The 23,345-nt window shown below is 53.2% G+C and carries 20 protein-coding genes; 7 read left to right on the forward strand and 13 right to left on the reverse strand.

Annotation, left to right across the window (positions count from 1 at the left end):
• Nucleotides 1-32: 32 nt before the first annotated feature.
• Both A6013_RS08380 and tpx read right to left on the reverse strand, forming a co-directional pair.
• Nucleotides 33-1,241, reverse strand: coding sequence for an aldose 1-epimerase family protein (locus A6013_RS08380; RefSeq protein WP_069732857.1), 1,209 nt, complete (start codon nucleotides 1,239-1,241; stop codon nucleotides 33-35).
• Nucleotides 1,242-1,516: 275 nt separating this feature from the next.
• Nucleotides 1,517-2,023, reverse strand: a complete 507-nt coding sequence (tpx, locus tag A6013_RS08385; RefSeq protein WP_041909703.1) for a thiol peroxidase — start codon at nucleotides 2,021-2,023, stop codon at nucleotides 1,517-1,519.
• 108 nt (nucleotides 2,024-2,131) lie between these two features.
• On the opposite strand from tpx, the gene ycjG reads away from it, so the two are divergent.
• Nucleotides 2,132-3,097 (forward strand): L-Ala-D/L-Glu epimerase, encoded by a 966-nt coding sequence (gene ycjG / locus A6013_RS08390; protein ID WP_069732858.1) that lies wholly within the window; start codon nucleotides 2,132-2,134, stop codon nucleotides 3,095-3,097.
• Here ycjG and mpaA read toward each other — a convergent pair.
• Nucleotides 3,088-3,801 carry a murein tripeptide amidase MpaA gene (mpaA, locus tag A6013_RS08395; protein WP_069732859.1) on the reverse strand — a complete coding sequence of 238 codons (714 nt, stop codon included), beginning with the start codon at nucleotides 3,799-3,801 and terminating at the stop codon, nucleotides 3,088-3,090. The two genes, ycjG and mpaA, sit on opposite strands and share 10 nt — an antisense overlap.
• 185 nt (nucleotides 3,802-3,986) lie before the next feature.
• On the opposite strand from mpaA, the gene A6013_RS08400 reads away from it, so the two are divergent.
• Nucleotides 3,987-5,603: an ABC transporter substrate-binding protein gene (locus tag A6013_RS08400; RefSeq protein WP_069732860.1), complete on the forward strand. Its 1,617-nt coding sequence runs from the start codon at nucleotides 3,987-3,989 to the stop codon at nucleotides 5,601-5,603.
• A gap of 100 nt (nucleotides 5,604-5,703) precedes the next feature.
• On the opposite strand, the gene A6013_RS08405 is transcribed toward A6013_RS08400, so the two are convergent.
• Nucleotides 5,704-6,633 (reverse strand): aromatic alcohol reductase, encoded by a 930-nt coding sequence (locus tag A6013_RS08405; protein ID WP_069732861.1) that lies wholly within the window; start codon nucleotides 6,631-6,633, stop codon nucleotides 5,704-5,706.
• A gap of 142 nt (nucleotides 6,634-6,775) precedes the next feature.
• Here A6013_RS08405 and A6013_RS08410 point away from each other — a divergent pair, with 142 nt between their 5' ends.
• Nucleotides 6,776-7,675, forward strand: a complete 900-nt coding sequence (locus A6013_RS08410; RefSeq protein WP_069732862.1) for a LysR family transcriptional regulator — start codon at nucleotides 6,776-6,778, stop codon at nucleotides 7,673-7,675.
• Between the two features lie 190 nt (nucleotides 7,676-7,865).
• On the opposite strand, the gene A6013_RS27275 is transcribed toward A6013_RS08410, so the two are convergent.
• From A6013_RS27275 to A6013_RS08425, 3 genes are all read right to left on the reverse strand, one after another.
• Entirely contained in the window at nucleotides 7,866-8,006 is a 141-nt protein-coding gene (locus A6013_RS27275; RefSeq protein ID WP_032644880.1) for an Ecr family regulatory small membrane protein, read from the reverse strand.
• Nucleotides 8,007-8,080: 74 nt separating this feature from the next.
• Complete coding sequence (locus A6013_RS08420) at nucleotides 8,081-9,313, reverse strand: sensor domain-containing diguanylate cyclase (protein ID WP_063942379.1); 1,233 nt, start codon at nucleotides 9,311-9,313, stop codon at nucleotides 8,081-8,083.
• Between the two features lie 92 nt (nucleotides 9,314-9,405).
• Nucleotides 9,406-11,535, reverse strand: coding sequence for a bifunctional diguanylate cyclase/phosphodiesterase (locus A6013_RS08425; RefSeq protein ID WP_069732863.1), 2,130 nt, complete (start codon nucleotides 11,533-11,535; stop codon nucleotides 9,406-9,408).
• Nucleotides 11,536-11,989: 454 nt separating this feature from the next.
• On the opposite strand from A6013_RS08425, the gene A6013_RS08430 reads away from it, so the two are divergent.
• From A6013_RS08430 to dbpA, 4 genes are all read left to right on the forward strand, one after another.
• The gene (locus A6013_RS08430) at nucleotides 11,990-13,132 is read left to right on the forward strand and encodes a methyl-accepting chemotaxis protein (RefSeq protein ID WP_069732864.1); all 1,143 of its coding nucleotides are present in this window, start codon (nucleotides 11,990-11,992) and stop codon (nucleotides 13,130-13,132) included.
• A gap of 154 nt (nucleotides 13,133-13,286) precedes the next feature.
• Nucleotides 13,287-14,270: a zinc transporter ZntB gene (gene zntB / locus A6013_RS08435; protein ID WP_069732865.1), complete on the forward strand. Its 984-nt coding sequence runs from the start codon at nucleotides 13,287-13,289 to the stop codon at nucleotides 14,268-14,270.
• Nucleotides 14,271-14,561: 291 nt separating this feature from the next.
• Complete coding sequence (locus A6013_RS27545) at nucleotides 14,562-14,726, forward strand: hypothetical protein (RefSeq protein WP_305143948.1); 165 nt, start codon at nucleotides 14,562-14,564, stop codon at nucleotides 14,724-14,726.
• 27 nt (nucleotides 14,727-14,753) lie between these two features.
• Entirely contained in the window at nucleotides 14,754-16,127 is a 1,374-nt protein-coding gene (gene dbpA, locus A6013_RS08440; RefSeq protein WP_047368661.1) for an ATP-dependent RNA helicase DbpA, read from the forward strand.
• Nucleotides 16,128-16,169: 42 nt separating this feature from the next.
• Here the strand turns inward: dbpA and ttcA are convergent, their stop codons facing one another.
• From ttcA to A6013_RS08465, 6 genes are all read right to left on the reverse strand, one after another.
• Nucleotides 16,170-17,105 (reverse strand): tRNA 2-thiocytidine(32) synthetase TtcA, encoded by a 936-nt coding sequence (gene ttcA, locus A6013_RS08445; protein WP_028013348.1) that lies wholly within the window; start codon nucleotides 17,103-17,105, stop codon nucleotides 16,170-16,172.
• Between the two features lie 49 nt (nucleotides 17,106-17,154).
• Complete coding sequence (locus A6013_RS08450) at nucleotides 17,155-18,393, reverse strand: site-specific integrase (protein ID WP_049138231.1); 1,239 nt, start codon at nucleotides 18,391-18,393, stop codon at nucleotides 17,155-17,157.
• Between the two features lies 1 nt (nucleotide 18,394).
• Nucleotides 18,395-18,607 (reverse strand): excisionase family protein, encoded by a 213-nt coding sequence (gene xisR / locus A6013_RS25145; protein WP_014884030.1) that lies wholly within the window; start codon nucleotides 18,605-18,607, stop codon nucleotides 18,395-18,397.
• A gap of 64 nt (nucleotides 18,608-18,671) precedes the next feature.
• Nucleotides 18,672-18,914, reverse strand: a complete 243-nt coding sequence (locus A6013_RS08455; protein WP_020882485.1) for a DUF4060 family protein — start codon at nucleotides 18,912-18,914, stop codon at nucleotides 18,672-18,674.
• 38 nt (nucleotides 18,915-18,952) lie between these two features.
• Nucleotides 18,953-20,038 carry a RecT family recombinase gene (locus A6013_RS08460; RefSeq protein ID WP_049138228.1) on the reverse strand — a complete coding sequence of 362 codons (1,086 nt, stop codon included), beginning with the start codon at nucleotides 20,036-20,038 and terminating at the stop codon, nucleotides 18,953-18,955.
• A gap of 9 nt (nucleotides 20,039-20,047) precedes the next feature.
• On the reverse strand, nucleotides 20,048-23,221 hold the full coding sequence (locus A6013_RS08465) for a RecE family exodeoxyribonuclease (RefSeq protein ID WP_069732866.1): 3,174 nt from the start codon (nucleotides 23,219-23,221) through the stop codon (nucleotides 20,048-20,050).
• Nucleotides 23,222-23,345: the final 124 nt, after the last annotated feature.

Genomic DNA, 23,345 nt, shown 5'->3' on the forward strand with positions numbered 1-23,345 from the left:
AAAAAGCCTCTGTAAAGAGGCTTTTTTAATGCTTATTCCTTCGCCAGCGGCGTGGTCACGATCTCTGTTTTTGTCTCGCCCTGAATCGACGCAATCCTGCTTTCGACGTCCTTCACCTGCTGCGCGCTGTGTAGCAGGGTATAGGTCAGGTCAAATTGAGCGCTGGCGCCTGGTTGCAGCTGCTTAACCCGCTTCTGCTCGCGTTCAATGGTGACGGGGTAGGCGTAGCTGGTGCCTGGCTCAATCCCCGTGACATAGCCCTGTTTTGGCGTATCGGTATTTTTCCACAGGGTCAGCACGGGCAGCTGGCGGGTATCAAACTGAATTGACGCGCCTTTGTCACCGGCTTTATTCACCACCGCCGCGAGGGTTTCATGGTTGCTGTCCGCAAGCGGTTTGATGTTAAAGACCATCTCATCAAAGCCTTTTGTCGGCCCGGCGTAGGTTTGCCAGTCGTTAACGCCCGCTTTCGCGTAATCATTGAACGGGCTCACGCTTGCCGCCGGGGCAAGGAAGCGCGCGCCTTCTTCGAGGACAGGCGCCCCGAAGTTGCTATGGTAGATGATCTGATAGTCATGAGGGTAATCGGTATGGTTCGTCAGAACGTCATGCAGGCTGAACTGGTTGGTTCCTGGAACGTAACGCAGTTCGGTCATGGTTTGCAGATCCGCTTTTTTAAAGGTGCTTTCTTTGATGAGACCGCGAATACGAATTTCATGCGGGGCAGCATCCGCAATTTCTACCTCCACCTGGGAAGCCGGCGTATTCCCCGCCTTGCCATGCAGGGTGTAAATCTGGCCGTCAGCGGTGACCGGGTGCCCCGTCCATTCGTAGCCACAGCGGACCATCATCTCGTTGAAACCTTCCAGCCAGCCAAGCCCGTTTCGGCTTTCCAGATTGATATACGCCGGATTAACGACCTCTTTAACGGGGGAGTTCCAGCCCAGCCTGGTGCCAAAGCCCTCCACATGCAGAAGGTTCATCCCGCGCGTCGGGCTTAAGGTGATGGTCAGGCCGTTTTTACTGCTAATAACGATCACTTTACTACCTTCCTGCTTGCCGCCGTGCAACACTTTTTGCTCGATGCTGAACGTTCGATCGTTAATTTTCAGCTCATCGCTGGATATCTTCCAGTTTCCTTTTTCCACGCTGCTTTCAGTGCTTGTCAGCACCCAGGTTTTTGCTGCGGCATGGCCCGAAAACAGTATCGTAAGGAGCGTTAAAGCCAGTTTTATTTTCATATTTATCCCTTTTTGCTGAAACGATTATTTAACTTCGTAAGCAAATCTAATGTTTTGGCGATAAGGGAAATGTGATGCGCCTCACTGAGGGTAAATTCAGGGTGGTTTAACGATCAATATGCGGGTCTGATCGCTATTTTGCTGAATTATTGAAACTGAATTGCGTTAATTTTGTGACGCAAGCTCATTGTTGATTTAACGATTCAGCGAGTAATTAATAAAAAACCCCGCCATAGCGAGGTTTTGAAAAAGCGGTATAGAATGCTAAGTAATGATTATGCTTTCAGCTTTTCCAGCGCGGCGGTGTAATCCGGCTCGGTAGTGATTTCATTAACCAGTTCGCTGAAGACGACAGTGTCGTTTTCATCAAGAACCAGTACCGCGCGTGCTGCCAGGCCTTTCAGAGGGCCTTCAGCGATGCTGACGCCGTAGTTTTCGAGGAAATCCGGGCTGCGCAGGGTGGAGAGGGTGATAACGTTGCTCAGGCCTTCAGCACCGCAGAAGCGAGACTGGGCGAACGGCAGGTCAGCAGAAATGCACAGCACAACGGTGTTATCCATTTCAGTTGCCAGCTGGTTGAACTTACGCACGGATGCGGCGCAAACACCGGTATCAATGCTCGGGAAAATGTTCAGCACTTTGCGTTTGCCCGCAAACTGAGCCAGTGTGACGTCAGACAGATCTTTAGCCACCAGAGTAAAAGCCTGCGCTTTGCTGCCAGCCTGCGGAATGGAACCTGCAACAGCAACCGGGTTGCCCTGGAAATGAACGAGTTGTGACATAGATATCTTCCTGTTTACATATAGTTAACGTCGGGGCTAGTGTATGCCATCCGCGGATAACACGGCAAACCAAATTTTTTCGCCTTTCCGGGCTGCAAGGAGTCAGTGATGAGAAGCGTTAAGGTCTATGAAGAAGCCTGGCCATTGCATACCCCGTTTGTGATCTCCCGCGGCAGCCGAAGCGAAGCCAGCGTGGTGGTCGTTGAAATCGAAGAGGACGGTTTTAAAGGCGTAGGGGAGTGTACGCCTTACCCGCGCTATGGTGAAAGCCTCGCGTCAGTGATGGCGCATATCATGACGCTGGTGCCAGACCTGCAAACCGGGCTCATGCGCGAGGCATTACAGCATCGTTTGCCCGCCGGGGCCGCACGTAACGCCATTGATAGTGCGCTCTGGAGTCTCGAGGCGGCGAAACAGCAGCAAACCCTGACAGCATTACTGGGCGTGGCGCTGCCGGAATCGGTGGCTACCGCGCAAACGGTAGTGATTGGCGAGCCGGAACAGATGGCCGCCAGCGCCAAAGCGCTTTATGACGCCGGGGCCCGGCTGCTGAAGGTGAAGCTCGACGATCGACTGATTAGCGAGCGGATGGTCGCCATTCGCGCGGCGGTACCCTCAGCCACGCTGATTGTTGATGCAAATGAATCATGGCATCCAGAAGGGCTGGCCGCCCGCTGTCAGCTGCTGGCCGACCTGGGGGTGGCCATGCTGGAGCAGCCTCTGCCAGCAAAAGATGACGCGGCGCTGAAGAACTTTATCCATCCGTTGCCCGTTTGTGCGGATGAAAGCTGTCATACCCGCGCGAGCTTGAGCGAGCTGCAGGGCCGCTACGAGATGATTAATATTAAGCTCGACAAGACCGGCGGGCTGACAGAGGCGCTGGCCCTGGCGGCAGAAGCCCGGGCGCAAGGTTTTTCACTGATGCTGGGCTGTATGCTCTGTACGTCCCGGGCAATCGGCGCGGCGCTACCGCTGGTCAATCAGGTCCGTTTCGCCGATCTGGACGGCCCGACGTGGCTGGCGGTTGACGTCTCTCCCGCGCTCCATTTTACCAGCGGCGTGCTTCATCTCTGAGGCTGCCAGCGTAAAAGATCCACCATGGCTTTTAAGTATTTTTCGCTGGCCTCGTCGGAGGAGATCGGCGGGAATTCAGCGGTTATGCAGGGCAGGCTCAAATCGGCGCACCAGCTACCGAAGGAGCCTGGCGTTTCATAGCCCACGCTGGTCACGAGCGGCAGGGCGAAAGCGTCTGCCAGCCACGCGCCAAGCTCGGAGTGACGCGGATCTTCAATACAGGCCAGCGGATCGTGGAAGGAGACCACCCACGCGGGGTGGATCTTATGGATAAGCTGGCACAGCGCCTGGGTTTCCGGCTCTGAGCCCGGCTTATCTCCCGTTAGCAGAACCACATCACGCTCCTCGGCGGAGCTGTTCCAGCGATACACCGTTTCCCCGGCGCGCCAGTTTGCTGATGGAAAATTACGGTTTAAGTCAACGCCTCGCGCATTGGCGCGAAGACCCAGCTGGCAGCCGTCCGGGTTAACCGCCAGAATCACGTGATGACGCCGTAATGACGGCGTCAGCGTCCGCAGCGCACATGAAAGCGTCACGATGGAGGAGTTTTCATCCCCGTGCGTGCCGGCAAGAATCAAGCCGCTTTCGCGGTCTGCGTCGGGGGCGGGGAACCAGATCAGCGATGCGCCTAAAAAGGAGCGGCCATATTGCTCAGCGCCCGGCGGAAAGGCGCCGCGTTCCGCTCTCGGTCGGGTGGTTACCATACGAAATCCTGATAAAGAAGTCACTACTGGCAGTGTTGTGCAAAACCCGCTGTTAATCAAATAGTTTCCGTAATGGCAAAGAATTGCCTTAAATCACTATTCAGGCGTAAGTTATTTGCATTTCTCTTTGTCGAAACAAATAATTACGCATCTGCTTAATACCTGAATTCATTAAAGGGGATCTTATGAAGCATCCTGTTTCGCGTCTTTTTGCCGCACTGTGCCTGTGCGGGCTCTCTTCACTTTCTTTCGCAGCTGACGTGCCGCAGGGCACTGCGCTGGCGCAAAAACAGGAGCTGGTCAGGCATATTAAAGACGAGCCGGCTTCGCTGGACCCGGCGAAAGCCGTGGGGTTGCCAGAGATTCAGGTGATTCGCGATCTCTTTGAAGGCCTGGTTAATCAGAATGAGAAAGGGGAGCTGACGCCGGGCGTGGCGACACGCTGGCAGAGCAACGATAACCGCGTCTGGACGTTTACCTTACGCGATGACGCGAAATGGTCCGACGGCTCCCCTGTCACCGCCCAGGATTTTGTCTACAGCTGGCAGCGTCTGGTTGACCCGAAAACCACCTCTCCGTTTGCCTGGTTTGCCGCGCTGGCGGGAATTAATAACGCGCAGGCCATTATTGACGGCAAAGCCGCGCCCGATACGCTGGGTGTGACGGCGGTGGACGCCAGAACGTTACGCGTTCAGCTGGACAAACCGCTGCCGTGGTTCAGCAACCTGACGGCGAACTTTGCCTTCTATCCAGTACAAAAAACTAACGTCGAAAGCGGTAAAGAGTGGACGCGACCGGGCGCGCTGGTGGGGAACGGGGCTTACGTTCTGAAGGACCGCGTGGTGAATGAAAAACTGGTTGTGGTGCCCAATACGCACTACTGGGACAATGCCAAAACGGTACTGCAGAAGGTGACCTTCGTGCCGATTAATCAGGAATCGTCGGCGACCAAACGCTACCTGGCAGGGGATATTGATATTACCGAATCGTTCCCAAAAAACATGTATCAGAAGCTCATGAAGGACATTCCGGGGCAGGTTTATACGCCGCCTCAGTTGGGAACGTATTACTATGCCTTTAACACCCAAAAAGGCCCGACGGCGGATGCACGGGTTCGTCTGGCGCTGAGTATGAGCATCGACCGTCGTATCATGGCAGAAAAGGTGTTAGGGACGGGGGAGAAGCCCGCCTGGCACTTCACCCCAGACGTGACGGCAGGGTTCACTCCGGACGCCTCGCCGTTTGAGCAGATGTCGCAGCAGGAGCTGAACGCCCAGGCCAAAACCTTGCTGCAGGCTGCAGGATACGGTCCTCAGCGCCCGCTAAAGCTGAACCTGCTGTATAACACTTCGGAAAACCACCAGAAAATCGCGATTGCGGTGGCCTCCATGTGGAAGAAAAATCTCGGTGTGGATGTCAAACTGCAAAACCAGGAGTGGAAAACCTACATTGATAGCCGTAACACCGGTAACTTTGATGTGATCCGCGCCTCATGGGTGGGCGATTACAACGAGCCATCAACGTTCCTGTCATTGCTGACCTCCACTCACAGCGGCAATATCTCCCGCTTTAATGACCCTGCCTACGATAAGATCGTCCAGCAGGCGACGCTGGAAACCACCGCGAAGGCGCGAAATGCGGACTACAACATGGCGGAGAAAATCCTTATGGAGAAGGCGCCCATCGCGCCAATTTATCAGTACACTAACGGTCGCCTGATTAAGCCCTGGGTGAAGGGCTACCCCATCAATAACCCGGAAGACGTGGCATATAGCCGGACGATATATATTGAAAAGCACTAATCGGTACTGGCTTCCTGTTAATGCAAGGTAACCACGGATAAACCAGAGCTGGCGCGGCCGACAGCGCCAGTTTTCATTAGCGTCCTGAAAAGAGATGTCCTCAAATGACGGTTTTTAGCCATGACGCTATATCCTGGGTCGGCAGGTTATTCTGTACATTCCAGGTATCTTTCATCGGCCACCATACACCGTCTCCCCTGGCGAAGGCCGTGCGATAGCCTGTCATCGTATCATCCGGTTTCAAACGCAGCTCATCCAGTAACGCAGAGAGGGGTAATACGTCTTTAGTGAACGTTTGGCCGGTCACACGTTCAACGGTTTCTGCCAGTTTTCCGTATGAGGTTGTTTCACCTGCGACAAATATCACTTCATTTACGATCCGCGGCTGATGCAAATAAATTTCGGTGGTGAGTCGGCCAATATCCGCAGGTGATGTCACGGTAACCTGTGTTTCCCATCCCCCGAGCGCATTAATGGTTTTTTCGGATAAATTCACCACATCAAATGCCGGTTCGAAGAGAAAGCTGGTAAACATACCGGTTGAAACAATCACCCATTCCGTCGCGTTCTGTTCCCGCAGTAGCGTCCTGACATCATACTGCTCGTCCCAGACGGGCTGACCGCTCCCTTTGCCTACCACATCGTAATTCACGCCAAACTGCCAGGGAAAATAGCGTTTAACGCCAGCCTCCAGTACCGCGCGAGTAATCTTTATCTGTGTTCCTGCGCCAGCGACAAACCCCATGCAGTTGATAACAGTATCAAAATCCGCGAAGTGGTTTTTTAACGCGTCAATCGTGCTGGCAGCGACATCGACAGAGATAAATTTGGCCCCTGCATCAGCCAGTTTTTGATGCGTTTCGGACTGAAGCTTACCCCGGCTGTCCCTGGAGCCGGGCGATACGATAACGGAGACAGCGCCGTCGCGCTGCGTGACTGCCGGAACCAGATACTCCAGCACGGCAGCGCCCAATTGTCCTGCACCAAGCACTAATACTTTTTCGCCTGTCGTGATATGACGTTCTTTCATACTGAGCCTCTCTTTGTTAAATCGCTTGATTACTTCAACTTGAGCAAGGTTATGTCAGATGGCTGCATTCGATAAGACGACAAGCATAAGTTAGACTGTTCGTAAAAATGGGATAATCGATCTTTTCAGGCGCGGTGGGAATATGGATAAACTGGAATCAATGCGGGTATACGTTTGTGTGGTCGAAACCCATAGCTTCGCCAGGGCGGCAGAAGTGCTGGGGCTACCGCGCTCAACCGTATCGCGGGTCGTTAAGGAGCTGGAGACATACCTGGGCATTCAGCTTTTACAGCGCACCACCCGGAAACTCAGCGTGACCGCAGAAGGCCGACGTTACTATGACGAGAGCAAACGGCTGCTGACGGATATTGCGACAATGGAGTCTTCCTTTCCCGGCAGATCCGCGCAGCCAAGAGGCCGTTTTAAAGTCGGGATGCCGCAGTCTCTCGCCCGACATTGCATCCTTCCCAGTCTCCCTGAATTTCTCCACCAGTATCCCGAGCTGGAGCTGATACTCTGTTCCAGCGATAACGTGGAGGACATTATTCAGGAAGGGTATGACTGCGTGATCCGCACCGGGAGGATAGAAGATTCAACGACGCTGGTCGCGCGCCCTCTGGCGAACTTCAGATGGGTTGTTCTGGCTTCTCCGGGCTATATAGCCACCTGTGGTAAACCGGAAAATCTCGACCAACTGGAAAAGCATTACGCAGTCGGCTACCTGAACCACCGCACCGGGCGTACCATTGACTGGTTTTTTACCCGTGATGACGGCGATTGTGCAATCCGCATGAAAGAGACGCTGATCGTCGATGACACCGACGCCTATATCCAGGCCGGAATTCAAGGGCTCGGATTAATTCGCGTGGCCAGCTATCTGGCTGAACCGTATCTGAAGAGCGGGGCGTTGGTCCGCTGTATGGAGGACGTCTCTTTCGATTTACCGCTTTCGCTTGTCTATCCACAAAACCGCTATCTCCCACCTTCGGTACGCGCCTTTTATGACTGGAGCAGAGCGGTGCTACACCAACATGGTGACTGACGGGCGAAAAACCTGATTTTGCTTAATAGCCGGAAATAAAAAAAGCCCGTCAGAGAACGGGCGAAATAAGCAAATGATTTAGTGATTCGTTATCAACATTGTTGGAGGATAACGCCGCGTATCTTACGTGGCTGAGGGCAATGCAGATACCTGACAAATTCGGTAGGTGAAACAATAAATTAAACGTGCACTACAGTGCGTCAAAAGTGGGGTAGAGACTATTTTCCAGATATTCAACGAAAAACCAAATCTCACCGCTGAAAATAAACCATAAGCCAAATATAATAAGCAATAAAATAATTAAGGTGAGTATTATTTCTGTCTTTCCCATTGTTGCCACAACCCACCCGTCGTTAATTTACTTAAGCTGGGCATTGTAGCGGGGCTTTTCACGATACTCCAGTTTCATGCCGCAAGGACTTTATTACGCCCATCGTTTTTGGCGCGATAGAGCGCATCGTCGACACGTTTAAACAGCGCGTCAATACTCTCTTCCGGGTCATGCCGAGCCACGCCAATACTGACGGTAAAGCGCGGTAAGCCTGGGAGGGTAATATGGGCGACCGCCGCCCGGACGGATTCGGCAATCTTCAGCGCCGTTTCGAGAGACGTACGCGGCAACAGGATGACAAACTCTTCACCGCCCCAGCGAAACACCAGGTCATCTTGTCTGCTGCAGGCTTCCAGCGTTCGGGAGAGGGCGATGAGCACCTCATCACCCTTCAGGTGACCAAAGAGGTCGTTAATATTTTTAAAATGATCGGTATCCACCAGCAGCAGGCTAAATTGCTGCTGGGCGGAGAGGTGGCTCAGGTTGGTTTGGTCGATAACGTTATAAAACTGACGTCGGTTGAGTAACCCCGTCATCGAGTCACGTAATGCAGCATTTTCCAGCTCCTGCTCAAGCCTCTTTTGCTCAGTAATATCATGGATTATGCACAGCATCAGTTTGTCGCCGTAGATCTCAATGGGCCCCGCGTAGGTCTGGACGTGGCGGGTGGTGCCATCGGCAAGGCGGTGAATAAAATTGAGGGGCTTATGTCCGCCGGGCAGCGCGGCGATCTCCGTCATGATGGGCATGACGCCTCTGCCAAGCGTATTAATTTCCCAGGTGTGCTTCCGGCACATCTCATCATGTGAATAACCGTAAAAGCTGAGCGCGGCCAGGTTTGCATCGACAATTTGCCCGTCACGGGCAGGATCGATTAGCAACATTGGTGCGCTGTTGGTCAGGAAAAAGCGGGCGTAAAACCCCTGTTTTTTGCGTTGATAGGTTGCGGAACGGCTGGCTTTCAGGCCTGAGGGGGCGTGCGAAGAGATTCCTTCGAAAACGATAACATCACCATCCGGCGTGACGTGGGTGAGGGAGAGGCGACAGCTTATCGGTACGTCCTGCCCGCCCCGGCTAACTGTCCAGATCTCGACAATATCGTGATCGTTCCTCAGTTCGGGAACATACATCGACAGTACGGTTTGTGCACTTGCAGAACAGGACCCTTTACGCAGGTCATTCAGCGTTTTATTACCCGTTAGCTGTATTGCGGCCACATTTGCAAAAATAATCTGTTCCGAAACAGGAGAAATGAGCCACACGGGCGTTTTAATTGCATTAAGCGCATCAAAACTATTTTGCGACATAGTATTTTCCTGTTCATCGGCACGATACGCCTGGCAATCATGGCAGAACTGACCCGCATGTACTCCCTTGAAACATACTCTACTCAATCCCGTCAGGCATGATTTTTTTGTGAAATAAATTCGGGGTCCGTTTGAATTTTACTTAAGGGTGTAATTTGTTTGTTTGAGTTTTTTTGTAGCAGCAGCCACGGAACCTGTTCAGCGGGCAAGGGGCGGGAGAAAAGGTAGCCCTGGAGATAGTCACAGCCGAGGCTGGTCAGTATTGCCTGCTGTTCGTCCGTTTCAATCCCCTCGGCAACGACAGTCATCTCCATGGTGCGGGCAATATTAATAATGGTTTCCACCAGCTTGCGGCTTTTTTCATTTCCCAGCATAGAGGATACAAAACTCTTGTCGATTTTAAGCTCTTTTGCCGGAAGAACGCTCAGCATCAGCAGGTTGGAATAGCCCGTGCCAAAATCATCAATAGAGACGGTGATCCCCGCATGGTTAAAGGCGTTGAGCAGCTCGATGCTGCGGTCGAGATTTTTTAGCGCGGTACTCTCCGTGACCTCCAGGATCAGCCTTGAGGGCGACAGTTTATATTTATCCAGCATGGACGACACGATGTGAAAGATATCCGGCTGTTCGAACTGAATAGGGGATAAATTGAGCGATAATGTCCACTGGCTGAAACCTTGTTCAGTCCAGAAATGAAGCTGCCGACACGCGGCTTCAATAGCCCAGTTGCCAACCGGAATAATCAAACCCGTTTGTTCCAGAGTGGGTAAAAACAGACCTGGCAGCAAAACGCCTTGCTCCGGATGCCGCCAGCGCAGAAGAGCCTCAAAACCGTGGATCGTCTTATCTTTAGCATGCCAGGTTGGCTGATACCACAGTTCAAACCGATCGCTTTCCAGCGACTGATAAAGTTCCTGCAGAAAACCCGGCTGCGCCGGAACCGCCGTTGACATCTCAGGGCGGTAAAACGCCCAGCCGTTACGACCATCTTGCTTAACGTGGTGTAAGGCGGCATCCGCCTTAAACTTCAGTTCATGCAGCGTTTCGCCATCCTGAGGATAAAGGCTTACACCCGCGCTGAGGGTGGTACTCAGCGTATGTCCGCAAAGGGATAGCGGACGGCGCATATCCGCGAGCAGCGTCGTGAGCAGGGTAGTGAGCTTTTCTTCGTCGCATTCGGGAACCAGCAGGATAAAGGCATCCCCACCCAGCCTGGCCAGCGTCATCTCACGGGTAAGTAGGGAGGTGATGCGTTGGGCAATGGTAATTAATAACTCATCACCGACGCTGTGACCCCAGGTATCATTCACGCGTCTGAAGCGATCGACATTCAGAAAAATCACGGCAAATTGTTTGTTACTCAACAAGGCGCTGTGCAGACAATCCTGCATTCGGATATCCATCTGCTGGCGGTTTGCGAGGCCGGTGAGAGCGTCAAAGCGAACCTGTAGCTCAAGCTGACGGTTGAGTTGGCGCAGATTGTCCGTCAGCCGGCTGGTCCGCCAGTGCGAATCGATAAGCGAAATAATTAACATCATGCCGAGCAGGGCGAGCGTGGTGACGGAAACCCAGATGGATAACCCCAGCTCGCTGACCCCGCCGGGGAGCGTATGCGCCATCTCATTGAAATGCGCGGCGCTCATGCCTGTATAGTGCATCGCGCAAATGGCGGCGCCCATGACTAACGCGGCGAGAATGCGAGTCACAAAGACCCCTTTGTGCTTATCTCTAAGGCGAAAAGCCAGCCACAGCGCCACACCGGAGGCGACCACGGCAATCATCACGGACACACCCACAATGCGCCGATCCCAGAGGATGCTTCCTTCCAGCATCAACGCGGCCATGCCGATATAGTGCATAGCGACCACGCCAGCGCTGAGGATAACCGTGGCGAAGAACAGCCGAGAGGGAGAGAGGTGTTTGCCCGTAACGGCAATATTTATTGCTATCGTGGAGGCAACGATCGCCACGCCGAGAGACGCAAGGGTTAGCCATAGGTCATAGCTCATCATCATCGGCATTTGCATCGACAGCATACCGATGAAGTGCATTGACCAGATCCCGATGCCCAGCGTGATCCCGCCGGCAATGCGCCAGAACAGAGCCGCTTTACGGCTGGAAAGGGGAATTTTCCCGGCGCTGTCCAGGGCCACAAAGGAGGCGATAAACGCCACCAGATAAGAGACAGCGATCAACACAGGGTCCCACGATATATTGAGCATTATGCAATCCCACGCCTGAGAGGGTTACCGATTTTGCCTGCCGGCACGTCTTTATCTGGCAACGAACATGCGCATTCAAACCATATTAGTTATTTATCGTGGAAAATAGCCACTAATATAAAAGGTCAAACTTACCCGCAATATAAAATATATTCTTTATGTTAATGCATTAAGTACTGCTAAACATAGTCGATAGATTGTAGCAAAGCGTCTTAAATATGTGTGCATATGGACCGTTTTACCGCAGATAATGGTATCGCTTCAGGAGGCTTTGGACCAGCAATACAGCAGATGGGGCATGACATTTCTACTAAAACCTCTTTTTTATCTGACTTAAGTTAAATACAGGGTTGGTAACGGCGAAACGAGAAACCAGCGTATTATGTGAGGACAAACGCAAAAGTGAATGCTATAAATCTAAATGCCGACCAAAATATAAGTTGTGGGTAAAATCATGCTAAGAAATATTAGTGTCAGGACCTTCATTGCCTGGTTCTTGCTGTGCCTGTTTTTAGTGAATGCAGGCATCGTTGTTCTATTTTCCAGCAATCTTCCTCTTTTCGTTTCGATTAATCTGGTCAATTTCGTTGGATTATTTTTGCTCTGGAGTTATATGACGAAGTTTCTTGTGACGCCGATCAATACTGTGAAAAAAAGTATTGAAGAAGTGACCGCAGGCAACTTAGGCGTCTCTATCCCCGAGTTTGGCAATAACTGCGCGGGGCGATTAATTCCCGGGATTAATACTCTTTCCAGCAACATCGCTACGCTGGTGCGTGAGATCAGGGCATCATCACAAAACGCCATGGCCTTGTCGGATCAGCTCTCTTCCCGCAGTGCCCAGCTCTCGGTGAAAACAGAGCAGCAGTCTGCGTCTCTGGTGCAAACTGCGGCAAGCATGGAGCAGATGGCGGCAAGTACCCGAAACAATGCCGATAATACCCGGCTGGCGAGCGAGCAGGCGAATGCCGCGACGTTGCAGGCGCGCAAGGGCGGAGATCTGATGGAACAGGTTGCCAGCAATATGCAATCCATTACCGAGTGCGCGAAGCAGATGACGGAAATTATCTCCCTGATCGACGGGATTGCATTCCAGACGAATATTCTGGCGCTTAACGCGGCCGTCGAGGCCGCGCGGGCGGGCGATCACGGGAAAGGGTTCTCCGTGGTCGCAGAGGAAGTCCGAAACCTGGCTCACCGCAGCGCTGAGGCGGCGAAAAACATCAAAACGCTGATTGACGTTACCAGCAGTAATGTCACCCAGGGTGCCAGCGTTGTGTCGGAAGCGGAGAAGAATATGCGTGACATCGTGACCGGCTCCGGCAACGTCAGCCGGTTAATGGACGAAATTTCTACCTCAACCGCAGAGCAGGAGAAGGGCATTTCCCAGATCACGCTGGCGCTGTCCGAACTGGAGCGGGTCACGCAAAGCAACGTGGCGATGGCGGAGGAGCTCAACGGTTCCTCTGATGTGCTGCGTAATCAGGTGATCGAACTGCAGACGCGGACCCGAAATTTCAGGCTGGACCAGGGGCACCCCCCGTCACCAGTAGCCAGCCCTGTTTCGTACCATCAGCTCCCCGAGCACTCTCATTGACAGCTTCCCGAAGCCTGGCATGCCAGGCTTTTTTATTCTCAAAATATAGCGTGTACAATTCCTGAGCGATTTCAGCGCGATGCGAAACATAGTTGTTGCTTAACCCCTGATGGAAGCTAGACTGACATCGAAAGAGCCAAACAGGGGAGGCGCTGTGGAGAGCATTAAAGGATCCGAACTTAACGTTCCTGACGCAGTTTTTGCGTGGGTGCTGGACGGTCGCGGCGGCGCCCGACCGCTGGAAGATGATGATGTCATTGATAAAGAGCATCCCTGCTGGCTACATCTGAACTATACCCACCCGGACAGCGCTGACTGGCTGGCCTCGACTCCGCTGTTGCCTAACAATGTACGTGATGCGCTGGCGGGGGAAAGCCTGCGGCCTCGCGTAAGCAGGATGGGTGACGGGACGCTTATCACCCTGCGCTGTATAAACGGCAGCACGGATGAACGTCCCGATCAGCTGGTTGCGATGCGCGTTTATATGGACGATGGGCTGATTGTTTCCACACGTCAGCGTAAGGTTCTGGCGCTGGATGACATTGTGAACGACCTCAAAGAGGGGACCGGACCGGTTGACTGCGGCAGCTGGCTGGTGGACGTCTGTGACGCCCTGACCGATCATGCGAGCGAATTTATTGAAGAGCTGCACGATAAAATCATCGACCTGGAAGATAATCTGCTCGATCTGCAGATCCCGCCGCGCGGCTTTCTGGCGCTATTGCGCAAGCAGCTGATCGTGATGCGTCGGTATATGACGCCACAACGGGATGTGTATGCCCGTTTGGCCAGTGAAAGACTCAACTGGATGAATGACGATCAGCGCCGCCGGATGCAGGACATTGCTGACAGGCTGGGCCGTGGGCTGGATGAGATTGATTCCTGTATCGCCCGAACGGCGGTGATGGCGGATGAAATCGCGCAGGTGATGCAGGAGTCGCTGGCGAGAAGAACCTACACGATGTCCCTGATGGCGATGGTCTTTTTACCCAGCACATTTCTGACAGGGCTTTTTGGCGTCAATCTGGGCGGTATACCCGGCGGCGAATATCGGTACGGCTTCACCGCGTTTTGCGTCATGTTAGTTGTTTTGATTGGTGGTGTTGCATGGTGGTTGCATCGTAGTAAATGGCTGTAAATTTACGTTTTTTTCACCTTTTTCGAGGATTAAAACGCTCTTTTAATTGAGCGAAGTCAATAAACATCACCCCCGTAAGGTGCAATATTACTCCCGCAGGTGAATGCAACGTCAAGCGATGGGCGTTGCGCTCCATATTGTCTTACTTCCTTTTTTGAATTACTGCATAGCACAATTGATTCGTACGACGCCGACTTTATAGTCGGCTTTTTTTTGCCTCCTGTTTCTCAGCGTCTACCCTAAAAGGGATGACAGCAAATCCTGGAGGGAAAGATGAGCATTTCACTCGCTCTGCTACTGCAACATGCGCGTCAGTCCGATCCTGTCCCCACCGATCCCGTGCCGATGCCCGATCCCATTCCGCGTCCGCAGCCGATGCCAGACCCGCCGCCGGACGAAGAACCGATTAAATTGTCGCATCGAACCCCGAGATCTGCGAGGATACGCGCCATCTGACCGTAAAGATGACCACGAGAGATTATTGTGACCGCTTTTTCTACCCTGAATGTTCTGCCTGCCGCCCAACTCGACAACCTCAACGAGTTGGGATACCTCACGATGACGCCTGTTCAGGCGGCCGCGCTGCCCGCTATCCTTGAAGGCCGGGACGTGCGTGTGCAGGCGAAAACGGGCAGTGGGAAAACGGCCGCTTTCGGTCTTGGTCTGCTGCAGCATATTGACGCGTCGCTGTTTCAGACCCAGTCACTTGTCCTGTGCCCGACCCGCGAGCTGGCAGACCAGGTCGCGGGTGAACTGCGTCGCCTGGCGCGCTTCCTGCCCAATACCAAGATCTTAACCCTCTGCGGTGGGCAGCCGTTTGGCGCACAGCGCGATTCGCTCCAGCACGCGCCGCACATTATTGTCGCCACGCCCGGCCGCCTGCTTGATCACCTGCAAAAAGGCACCGTTTCGCTCGATGCCTTAAGCACGCTGGTGATGGACGAGGCGGACAGGATGCTGGATATGGGCTTCAGCGATGCCATTGATGAAGTGATCCGCTTCGCGCCGGCCGGGAGGCAGACGCTGCTGTTCTCTGCGACCTGGCCTGAAGCCATCGCCGCGATCAGCGGTCGCGTGCAGAATAATCCGCTCACCATTGAGATCGACAGCGTCGATGCTCTGCCGGCCATCGAACAGCAGTTCTTTGAAACCTCGCAGCAGGGAAAAATCCCGCTCCTGCAGAAACTGCTGAGCCAGCACCAGCCTGCGTCATGCGTGGTGTTCTGTAATACCAAAAAAGACTGCCAGGCGGTTTGTGATGCCCTGAATGCGGCGGGGCAGAGCGCGCTGTCGCTGCACGGCGACCTTGAACAGCGCGATCGCGATCGGACGCTGGTGCGCTTTGCTAACGGCAGCGCGCGCGTGCTGGTGGCGACCGACGTGGCCGCACGCGGCCTGGATATCAAATCCCTTGAACTGGTGGTCAACTATGAGCTGGCATGGGATCCCGAAGTGCACGTCCACCGTATTGGTCGCACTGCTCGCGCCGGAAACAGCGGGCTGGCCATCAGCTTCTGCGCGCCGGAAGAGGCGCAGCGCGCCAATATTCTCTCAGAAATGTTGCAGATCAAACTGAACTGGGTGAACGCGCCGGGGAACGTCAGGCTCGTGCCGCTGGAGGCCGAAATGGCGACGCTGTGCATTGATGGCGGCAAAAAAGCCAAGATGCGACCGGGGGATGTGCTGGGCGCACTGACCGGAGATGTGGGGCTGGAAGGAGCGGATATCGGGAAAATTGCCGTTCATCCGGCACACGTGTACGTGGCGGTTCGCCAGGCGGTTGCGCATAAGGCGTGGAAGCAGCTGCAAAACGGCAAGATTAAAGGCAAAACCTGCCGCGTACATCTGCTGAAATAAGGCATAAAGCGTCTCAGAAGGTCTTTCTGAGACGCCCATCGCTTATTTCACTTCAAGCACGTTCAGACGCAACTCTTCGAACTGATTGTCTTCGTCTTCCGGCTGCCAGCCCGCAGGCTGCATTGGGATCTCTTCCCGGTCAAACGCCAAATCGCCACCATTCACCACCTCCGAGCCGTGGTTGATACCTTTGAAGTCGAACAGCTCTACGTCCGCGAGGTGGGAAGGAACCACGTTCTGCATCGCGCTGAACATGGTCTCAATACGGCCCGGATAACGTTTGTCCCAGTCGCGCAGCATGTCGCCGATCACCTGACGCTGCAGGTTAGGCTGTGAGCCGCACAGATTGCATGGAATGATCGGGAACCCTTTCGCCTGAGAAAAACGCTCAATGTCTTTTTCCCGGCAGTAGGCAAGAGGACGGATCACAATATGCTTGCCGTCATCGCTCATCAGCTTAGGCGGCATGCCTTTCATCTTGCCGCCGTAGAACATGTTCAGGAACAGCGTTTGCAGGATATCATCGCGGTGATGGCCCAGCGCAATTTTGGTCGCGCCCAGTTCCGTTGCGGTACGATAGAGAATGCCGCGGCGCAGACGGGAGCAAAGCGAGCAGGTGGTTTTCCCTTCCGGGATCTTCTCTTTCACGATGCCGTAGGTGTTTTCTTCGACGATTTTGTACTCAACGCCCAGCTGCTCCAGATATTCCGGCAGAATGTGCTCCGGGAAACCCGGCTGTTTCTGGTCAAGGTTGACCGCCACCAGGGAAAAATTCACTGGCGCGCTTTGCTGAAGATTACGCAGGATCTCCAGCATTGTGTAGCTGTCTTTACCCCCTGACAGGCAAACCATGATGCGGTCGCCTTCTTCAATCATGTTGAAGTCCGCAATGGCCTCGCCCACGTTACGGCGCAGGCGCTTTTGCAGTTTATTCAGGTTGTATTGCTCTTTCTTTGTATTTGATTGATTTTCTTGCATTTATTACTACCTTCGGAGCCAATAGGGGCATAATAGGGGCAAAAATTTTTCAGCGTGCCAGCTTATCGTTAAGCATCAGCACCTGTTCGCCATTCATTTCTTCAATCCACGCACCGTAGACTTCATAAACCATTTGCGCGTTTTCATGCCCCATCTGGCTGGCTATGAAAGACGGGTTAGCGCCGGCAGATAAAAGCCAGCAGGCAAAAGTATGCCGCGTATGGTACGGATTCCGGCGGCGAATACCAGCACGTTTTACAGCTGCGTTAAATCTGGAGCCGATACTCGATAAAGAGTAGTAGGCTTTCTGTTTGCCCTTGCGCATCCTGGGCATGAAAACAAATCGCAGGTTTTGATATTCCATCGCACCATACTCGCGGTGATGGAAAACAATCTCGGTTTTGGGCTGTAACGAAGTCAGCGTACGCTGTGCCTTCAAGGCCTCTAGTGCTGGCTCTAATAGCGTGATAACTCGATCACCTGCATCGGTTTTTGGTGGGACGAACATTCCTAGCGCATTAAGGTTGCGCTGTATATGAGCCGTACCTTTTTCCCAGTCGATATCTTCCCAGGCAAGAGCTGCAAGCTCTCCATGACGGACACCAGTATAAACTGCGAACGTCCACATATTGAGGCTTTGGCCACGCTCGGATTCGGCAAGCAAACTAAACTCCTGCTTCGTTAAAGGATCCGGTTTTACTTTCCCTTTATGTAGTTTCTTGATCCCTTCAAAGGGTTTGCCACTGATAAAGCCAGATTTGTGTGCAAACCGAAGAAGCGAGCAAAGAAGCGATATATAGTTGTTCACGGTACGCACAGTGCGCCCCTGTTTGTTACTTCTGGGATTTGCCAGGTAAAGTGTCTCACCGTTCAACAGCTCCTTTCTGTATTTAAGAATGTCGCTGTGGCGTATAGTTGAAACAGGCGTATCTCCGTTAATGATGTGCATTAACGTACCGAGTTGTGAGCGTGTCTTACGCATCGTATTCGCGCTAATTTCGGTTTCTTTAATGCTCGTCCACAGTTCACACAGCTCTGAAAAGGTTTGAACTGAAACAGTGGTTACGGTTTTTTTTGCTCTGGATGATGAAGGAAAGCGCTGGTTGTAATCAAACTCTCCAAGGTTAATTTCGCTAACGATCACAGCCCGAAGGTTCCCGGCTTTTTTGATGTTCGCCGGGGTGTTAATCCAACCTTTGAGAATTTCGCGGCAACGCTTTCCCCGGTACATAAACCAGATACAAATCTTATTGTTTCTGATTTCGACACCTGTAGGCAAAGCTGCCATCTTACGCATCCCTTATTAACTGATTAATTCTCGGATAGTTGTACCAGGTTGTGCCACGCAAGGTTTTTTCTCCGGAAGGAGAAACCCGTTTAAAATGGACACCTTCCACCCAACAGCCCTGTCGATACTTCTCAATCTGTCGTTCGGTCAGGCCTGTTTTTTCTGTGAGTCTTGCGCCAACAACCCATTCTTCGTTAAAAATTACCTGCGACATGGTTCACCTCAGGTAACCGGCATGAGTATAGATATGCCGGTCCGTAGTTGTTGATATTTCAGTTTCAGTTTGCCTGGCCGGGCAGGGAGCGTAGTCGGCGCATGCCAGTCATTGCTGTGGCCACGTAGCTTGCCTTGCAGTTCACTACCTCGACCCAGACCTTCACGCCTTCCACTCTCACCGTATAGGTCTCTTTCATCTTGCTGCGCCCGTAGTCACCATATCTCTGCTGGTGGGCTGCGAGTGCGATTTCACATGCCTGGCGAGCCAAAGGGGATTGCTTACTGCCTCGATTAATCAGTCGCATTTCTTCTCCTTGAGGGAGGGTTTCCCCTCCCGATCTCGTTAGTCCACGTATTCCGGTTTCATATCCGCCAGAGTGATGCTGAACTGACCATGCAATTCATCGCCCAGATGACGTTTAGACGACGCAAGAACGCGCTCTACCTCTGCGAACCGCGCAGCTGCATCGGGTTCATCTGAAGGTGGCAAGGAATTGATGGCTGCTTCGACTTTGTTCCGTGCATCAACCAGGTAATAACGCTTCACGGCCTTGTTTTTCAGCTCAGTGAACAGGGCAGAACCCAGCGTTGCTTTCACGGTTTCAATATCTGCGCGCAGAGCTTTAGCGCTATCCACATCCTGAGCCGCCTCGATGCGGTCGCGGAAATCATCAGCTAGAGCATCGATGTTTTGTGCCGATTCATGAGCCGTTTGAGTAGTAGTGACGTTGTCACCTGAAATATCAGCGAGGCTAACGTGCTGCGCTGGTGCGGGGTTTACCTCTCGTTCTTCACGGCGATCATCGAGCTCATCCGGGGTGTAAACGCCCAGAATCACATCCGGGCAGAACAGTCTCGCCCAGCGTTTGACGGCCAAGTACGCCAGCTGCTGGCGAGGGTCGTCAGCCCATAGGGTAGAGTTTCGGGTTCTGGCCTGAGCCAGCAGTAAATCGAGTTCTCTCGGTTTATCCTCGCCTTTCAGGGTTGCGCTGATAATGATGCCAATCCCGGCTTCGTCAGCGAGGGTCCAGCCCGGGACGCGGTACTCGCCTTTATCGCTTTTACGGATGTGGAATTTTCCAACGACCTTTTCCCATGGCCCAAACCACTCATATTCAAAACGACTGGCCAGCACGCCGCTGCGTGAAATTACGGCATTAACCAGCTGCGCTTCATACCCGAGCACACCGTTAATCAGGTGCGTTTTCTGCGCTACGGCAAAGGGATTCATCTGCCACTGTGCCGCTTGCATCGCGACAGCCATGCAGTCGGCCTGATTGCCCTGCAGATGCTTAGGAACTGTAGCGGTGCCCTGCGCCATGATCTGCGCAAACGTGCTGATTGCATTCAGATACTGGGAATCAAACAGAGCCACATTAGAGTTAATAACGGTGTTCTGGTCAGCAACGGTAACGTTTGTGTTATGCATAAATCCCCCTTAAGCCTGAGCGCGCAGCGCTTCGAGGCGGCGCAGGTCGAAGTCGTTCAGTTCATCGGTGTAATCGGTAGTGATCGGCGCTGGCCACTCGCCCGTATCGAAGCCAGTGGCGATGGCGCGCATCGTTTTGCGGTACTCGAGCATGCCCAGTTCCAGCAGTTCGGTGGATGCCTCAATGATGGCGATCCAGTGGTAGTTCTCGTCTTTGTTGACGAAAATCCAGAAGAACTGGTCCAGCGCCGCGGTCTCGCAATACATAGCCGCGCTGAGGTGGTAGTCCCGGTCAATGATTTCCCGATGCAGTCTTGCGCGCAGGCTTTCTTGCTTCACATTCCACATGCTGATGGTTTTCAGGTCCGCACCGATGCGCACGCCGTCCAGTTCAATTTCGAGGTCCGGACGTACACGCACTTCTAAACCTGTTTCGTCGTCAAAACCGAAATAGCTCACTTCAACGGCGCGGCTTGGATGTGTCAGCAGCATGCCGGCGGTCGGGTGCGCCAGGAGTGCAGACTGAATTGCTCGCGCTGTGGCCAACTGCTGGCGAGTAACCAGAATCTTTTCACCAGGGTTGTCGCGCCAGGCATCTAACAGCTCGTCTACGAACACGGCATCGGGCTTAACTGATTTAACTGCCTGGATCATGTCTGCTTTGGTGCCGGACACTTTCAGCGGCGTCGGTTTCTGCGCTTCCTGTGCTACCAAATCAGGATTGATGATCGCTAATTGCTCGAGTAGCGCATCACGGCTGCCGCTGGTTTTAACCGGCACGGGCAGGGTGGCGTTGTACTCTTTGATGCAAGCCTTCATTGCCGTTGCTGTCTGCTTCTGGCCTTCTTCAATACGCTGGTACTCAGCAGGGAGAGCCATATAGCTTTGAGCCGTTTCTTCCAGGCTGGCGCCAGGCGGCACTGGAGCGGGAAGGGATGCGTTATGTTCTTCAAGCAACGCTTTAATATCGTCTGCACTCAGCTGCGCCGGCAGGCTGGCGTTGTAAGCATCTATGAACTCGCGCAGAGTTACTGTGGTGGTGAAAGCACCCTCCGGGATCTCAGGTTCTACGCTGAACTCTGCTTCAAGGTTTTCCGGCTGCAATGCAAGGGCGTGCACCAGGTTTCCCATGTCCAGCACTTTGGATGCTGTGCGCGGGATAGTTTTAGCCACATGGCGCGCGTTGAAGTACATCAGGCTGACGCGGGCATCTTTTACCTGGGTTGAGCTAATACCGTTTGCTGCGTGATAAACCTCATTCGGCAGACCTTCGTAGCGGCCAGGCTCGAAGTAAGCCGGGTATTCGATTACTGGCTCTGACTGCTGTTCTTCCGGCGCTACGGTAACTGCTTGCGTATTAGCTGCATCAGCGCCTTCGCCTGGTTGTACCGGATCAGTATTTTCGACTTTCTCTGGCTGAGTCGTTTCCATCTGCACATCGCTGGTGGTCTCCGCTGTGTTTTCCGTTTTTTCGACTTCATTTGAGGGGATATCGATGACCGGGGCGGTATTTCCAAGCATCAGACCATCGATGGAGAACACGCCGCTGCCAAGGCTTGCGACCTTTGGCTGGCTTGGAGTACTTGGTTCTTCCACTGTGGAATGACGAACCGCGCGGGAGTCTTCGCTCCATTCTGGATAGCCTTTAGAGCGCTCACCGTTTTCATAGATGCCGTTCGCCGTGAACCACTCACGCACCTGGCTACGCAGTTCGGTTGTGCTTTCTTCTCCAGACCATGAAATAGCGCGGGTAACTCCAAAAATACTGTTGGCGTCGTAGTCGAGGATGTCGTTAGTTTTACCAAGAACCTTGAGAGCCTTGGTGTGCGACTCATCTTTTTTGTCAGCGAGTTCTTTGGCGGCCAGGAGTTGCGTACGGTTGATTTGTCCCGGTACTGCATCTGGGTACAGCAGAGCAATCGCGATCTCAATGCTCAGGTTCGCCATGTTCTGGGCAACAGCTCGTTTATAGGATTCTGTAGTTTCTGGCTTTGCTGGTTTTAAAGGTGCAGGAGAGCCTACTTCAGAAATGCGATTACCATCCGTCCATTCGCGCACCAGGGTGCCGCGGTCAATATAATCAGTCGCTGCCCAGATTCGGGTGAATCGGAGAACCAAAGCGAGTTCATGACGCTTCTCCTGGCTGAACACCTTGCGAATGGCGTCGGTGTAGCGCCACAGGTCTTTGGTATCGTAACCCTTAACCACTTCGCAGTTTTCTGCCGCCAGCAACAGGTTCTGGACATAGCTGTTGTCAGTGTCCATCTCCAGCGCGCAGATACCTTCGTATTCTTCGCGGGTTAAGTGGTGGCGCAGTTCGTCGGCGGTGAACTGGGCGAGTAGCTGCTTGCGGAAGGGCATACGAACGACTGGATAACGAGTGGTTTCGTCATCATTCTCGTCAATCTGAATACCGTTTTCAGGTTCTGGAACCTGAACGGCTGTAACATCGGTGTCGCTGGTGCTTTCTGATTTGAGAAGAGAAAGCTTTCCGCTTCTCCACTCTTCAATTAACTGATTGCGATCGCTGACATCTGCTCTCGCCCAGTCAGCCATGAATGCAGCGATAACTTCAGCTTCGTGCGTTTCATCTTGCGCGAAGACCTGCTTTATCGCCTGAACGAGTTTCCACTCAGCGTTCAGGCTGAGTTCGGCAATTTCAGGGATGTCGTTCTTCGCCAGCAGCAGGTTCTGGAGATAGGTGTTGCCTTCATCCAGTGACATTTCGCTGGCAGCCAGCTGCTGCTCTTTAGTGATGTGCGACTGGTATTTGTCGCTGGCCAGGTGGACGGCAAAACGGACCGCTGGAGTGCGGTTTTCAAGCGGGACACTCTCGACGGAAGTTTCGACTTTAATGGTCGTTTCCGGTGCGGCAGTGCTGTCCACGTCACCAGTCGACTGAGCACCAGCCTTTGGCAGCCAGGTGCGTCCATCGTCCTGCAGTTCGTAGCGTTTGCACCAGGTGTAATCCACGGTGCTTTCTTCAGGCAGATCGTTGTAAACAGGGAAATCGGTGCGAACCGGTTTGGCGTAATCCTTCCCGCGTCCGGTTTCAATACAAGCATCTTCCAGCTCAACATCGAGCTGCAGGTTGGCACGGGCTTCAGATTTCGCAGTGAACCAAATCACTGCGTCTTCTTTGCCAGATTTCTGCGTAGCCTTAACTACATAGAAAAATTCCATGTGAGATCCTCTTTTTTGGATGTAAGATCCCCGGGCCAGAGATAGCGCCCATTGGGTGAAATTTGGTTTTTTAAGTAGTTTTCCGGTGTAACTTTGGTCGGGAGCACCGGACGTACGGGCCGCC

Source organism: Enterobacter sp. IF2SW-B1 (genome assembly GCF_001743375.1).
GTDB lineage: Bacteria > Pseudomonadota > Gammaproteobacteria > Enterobacterales > Enterobacteriaceae > Enterobacter > Enterobacter bugandensis.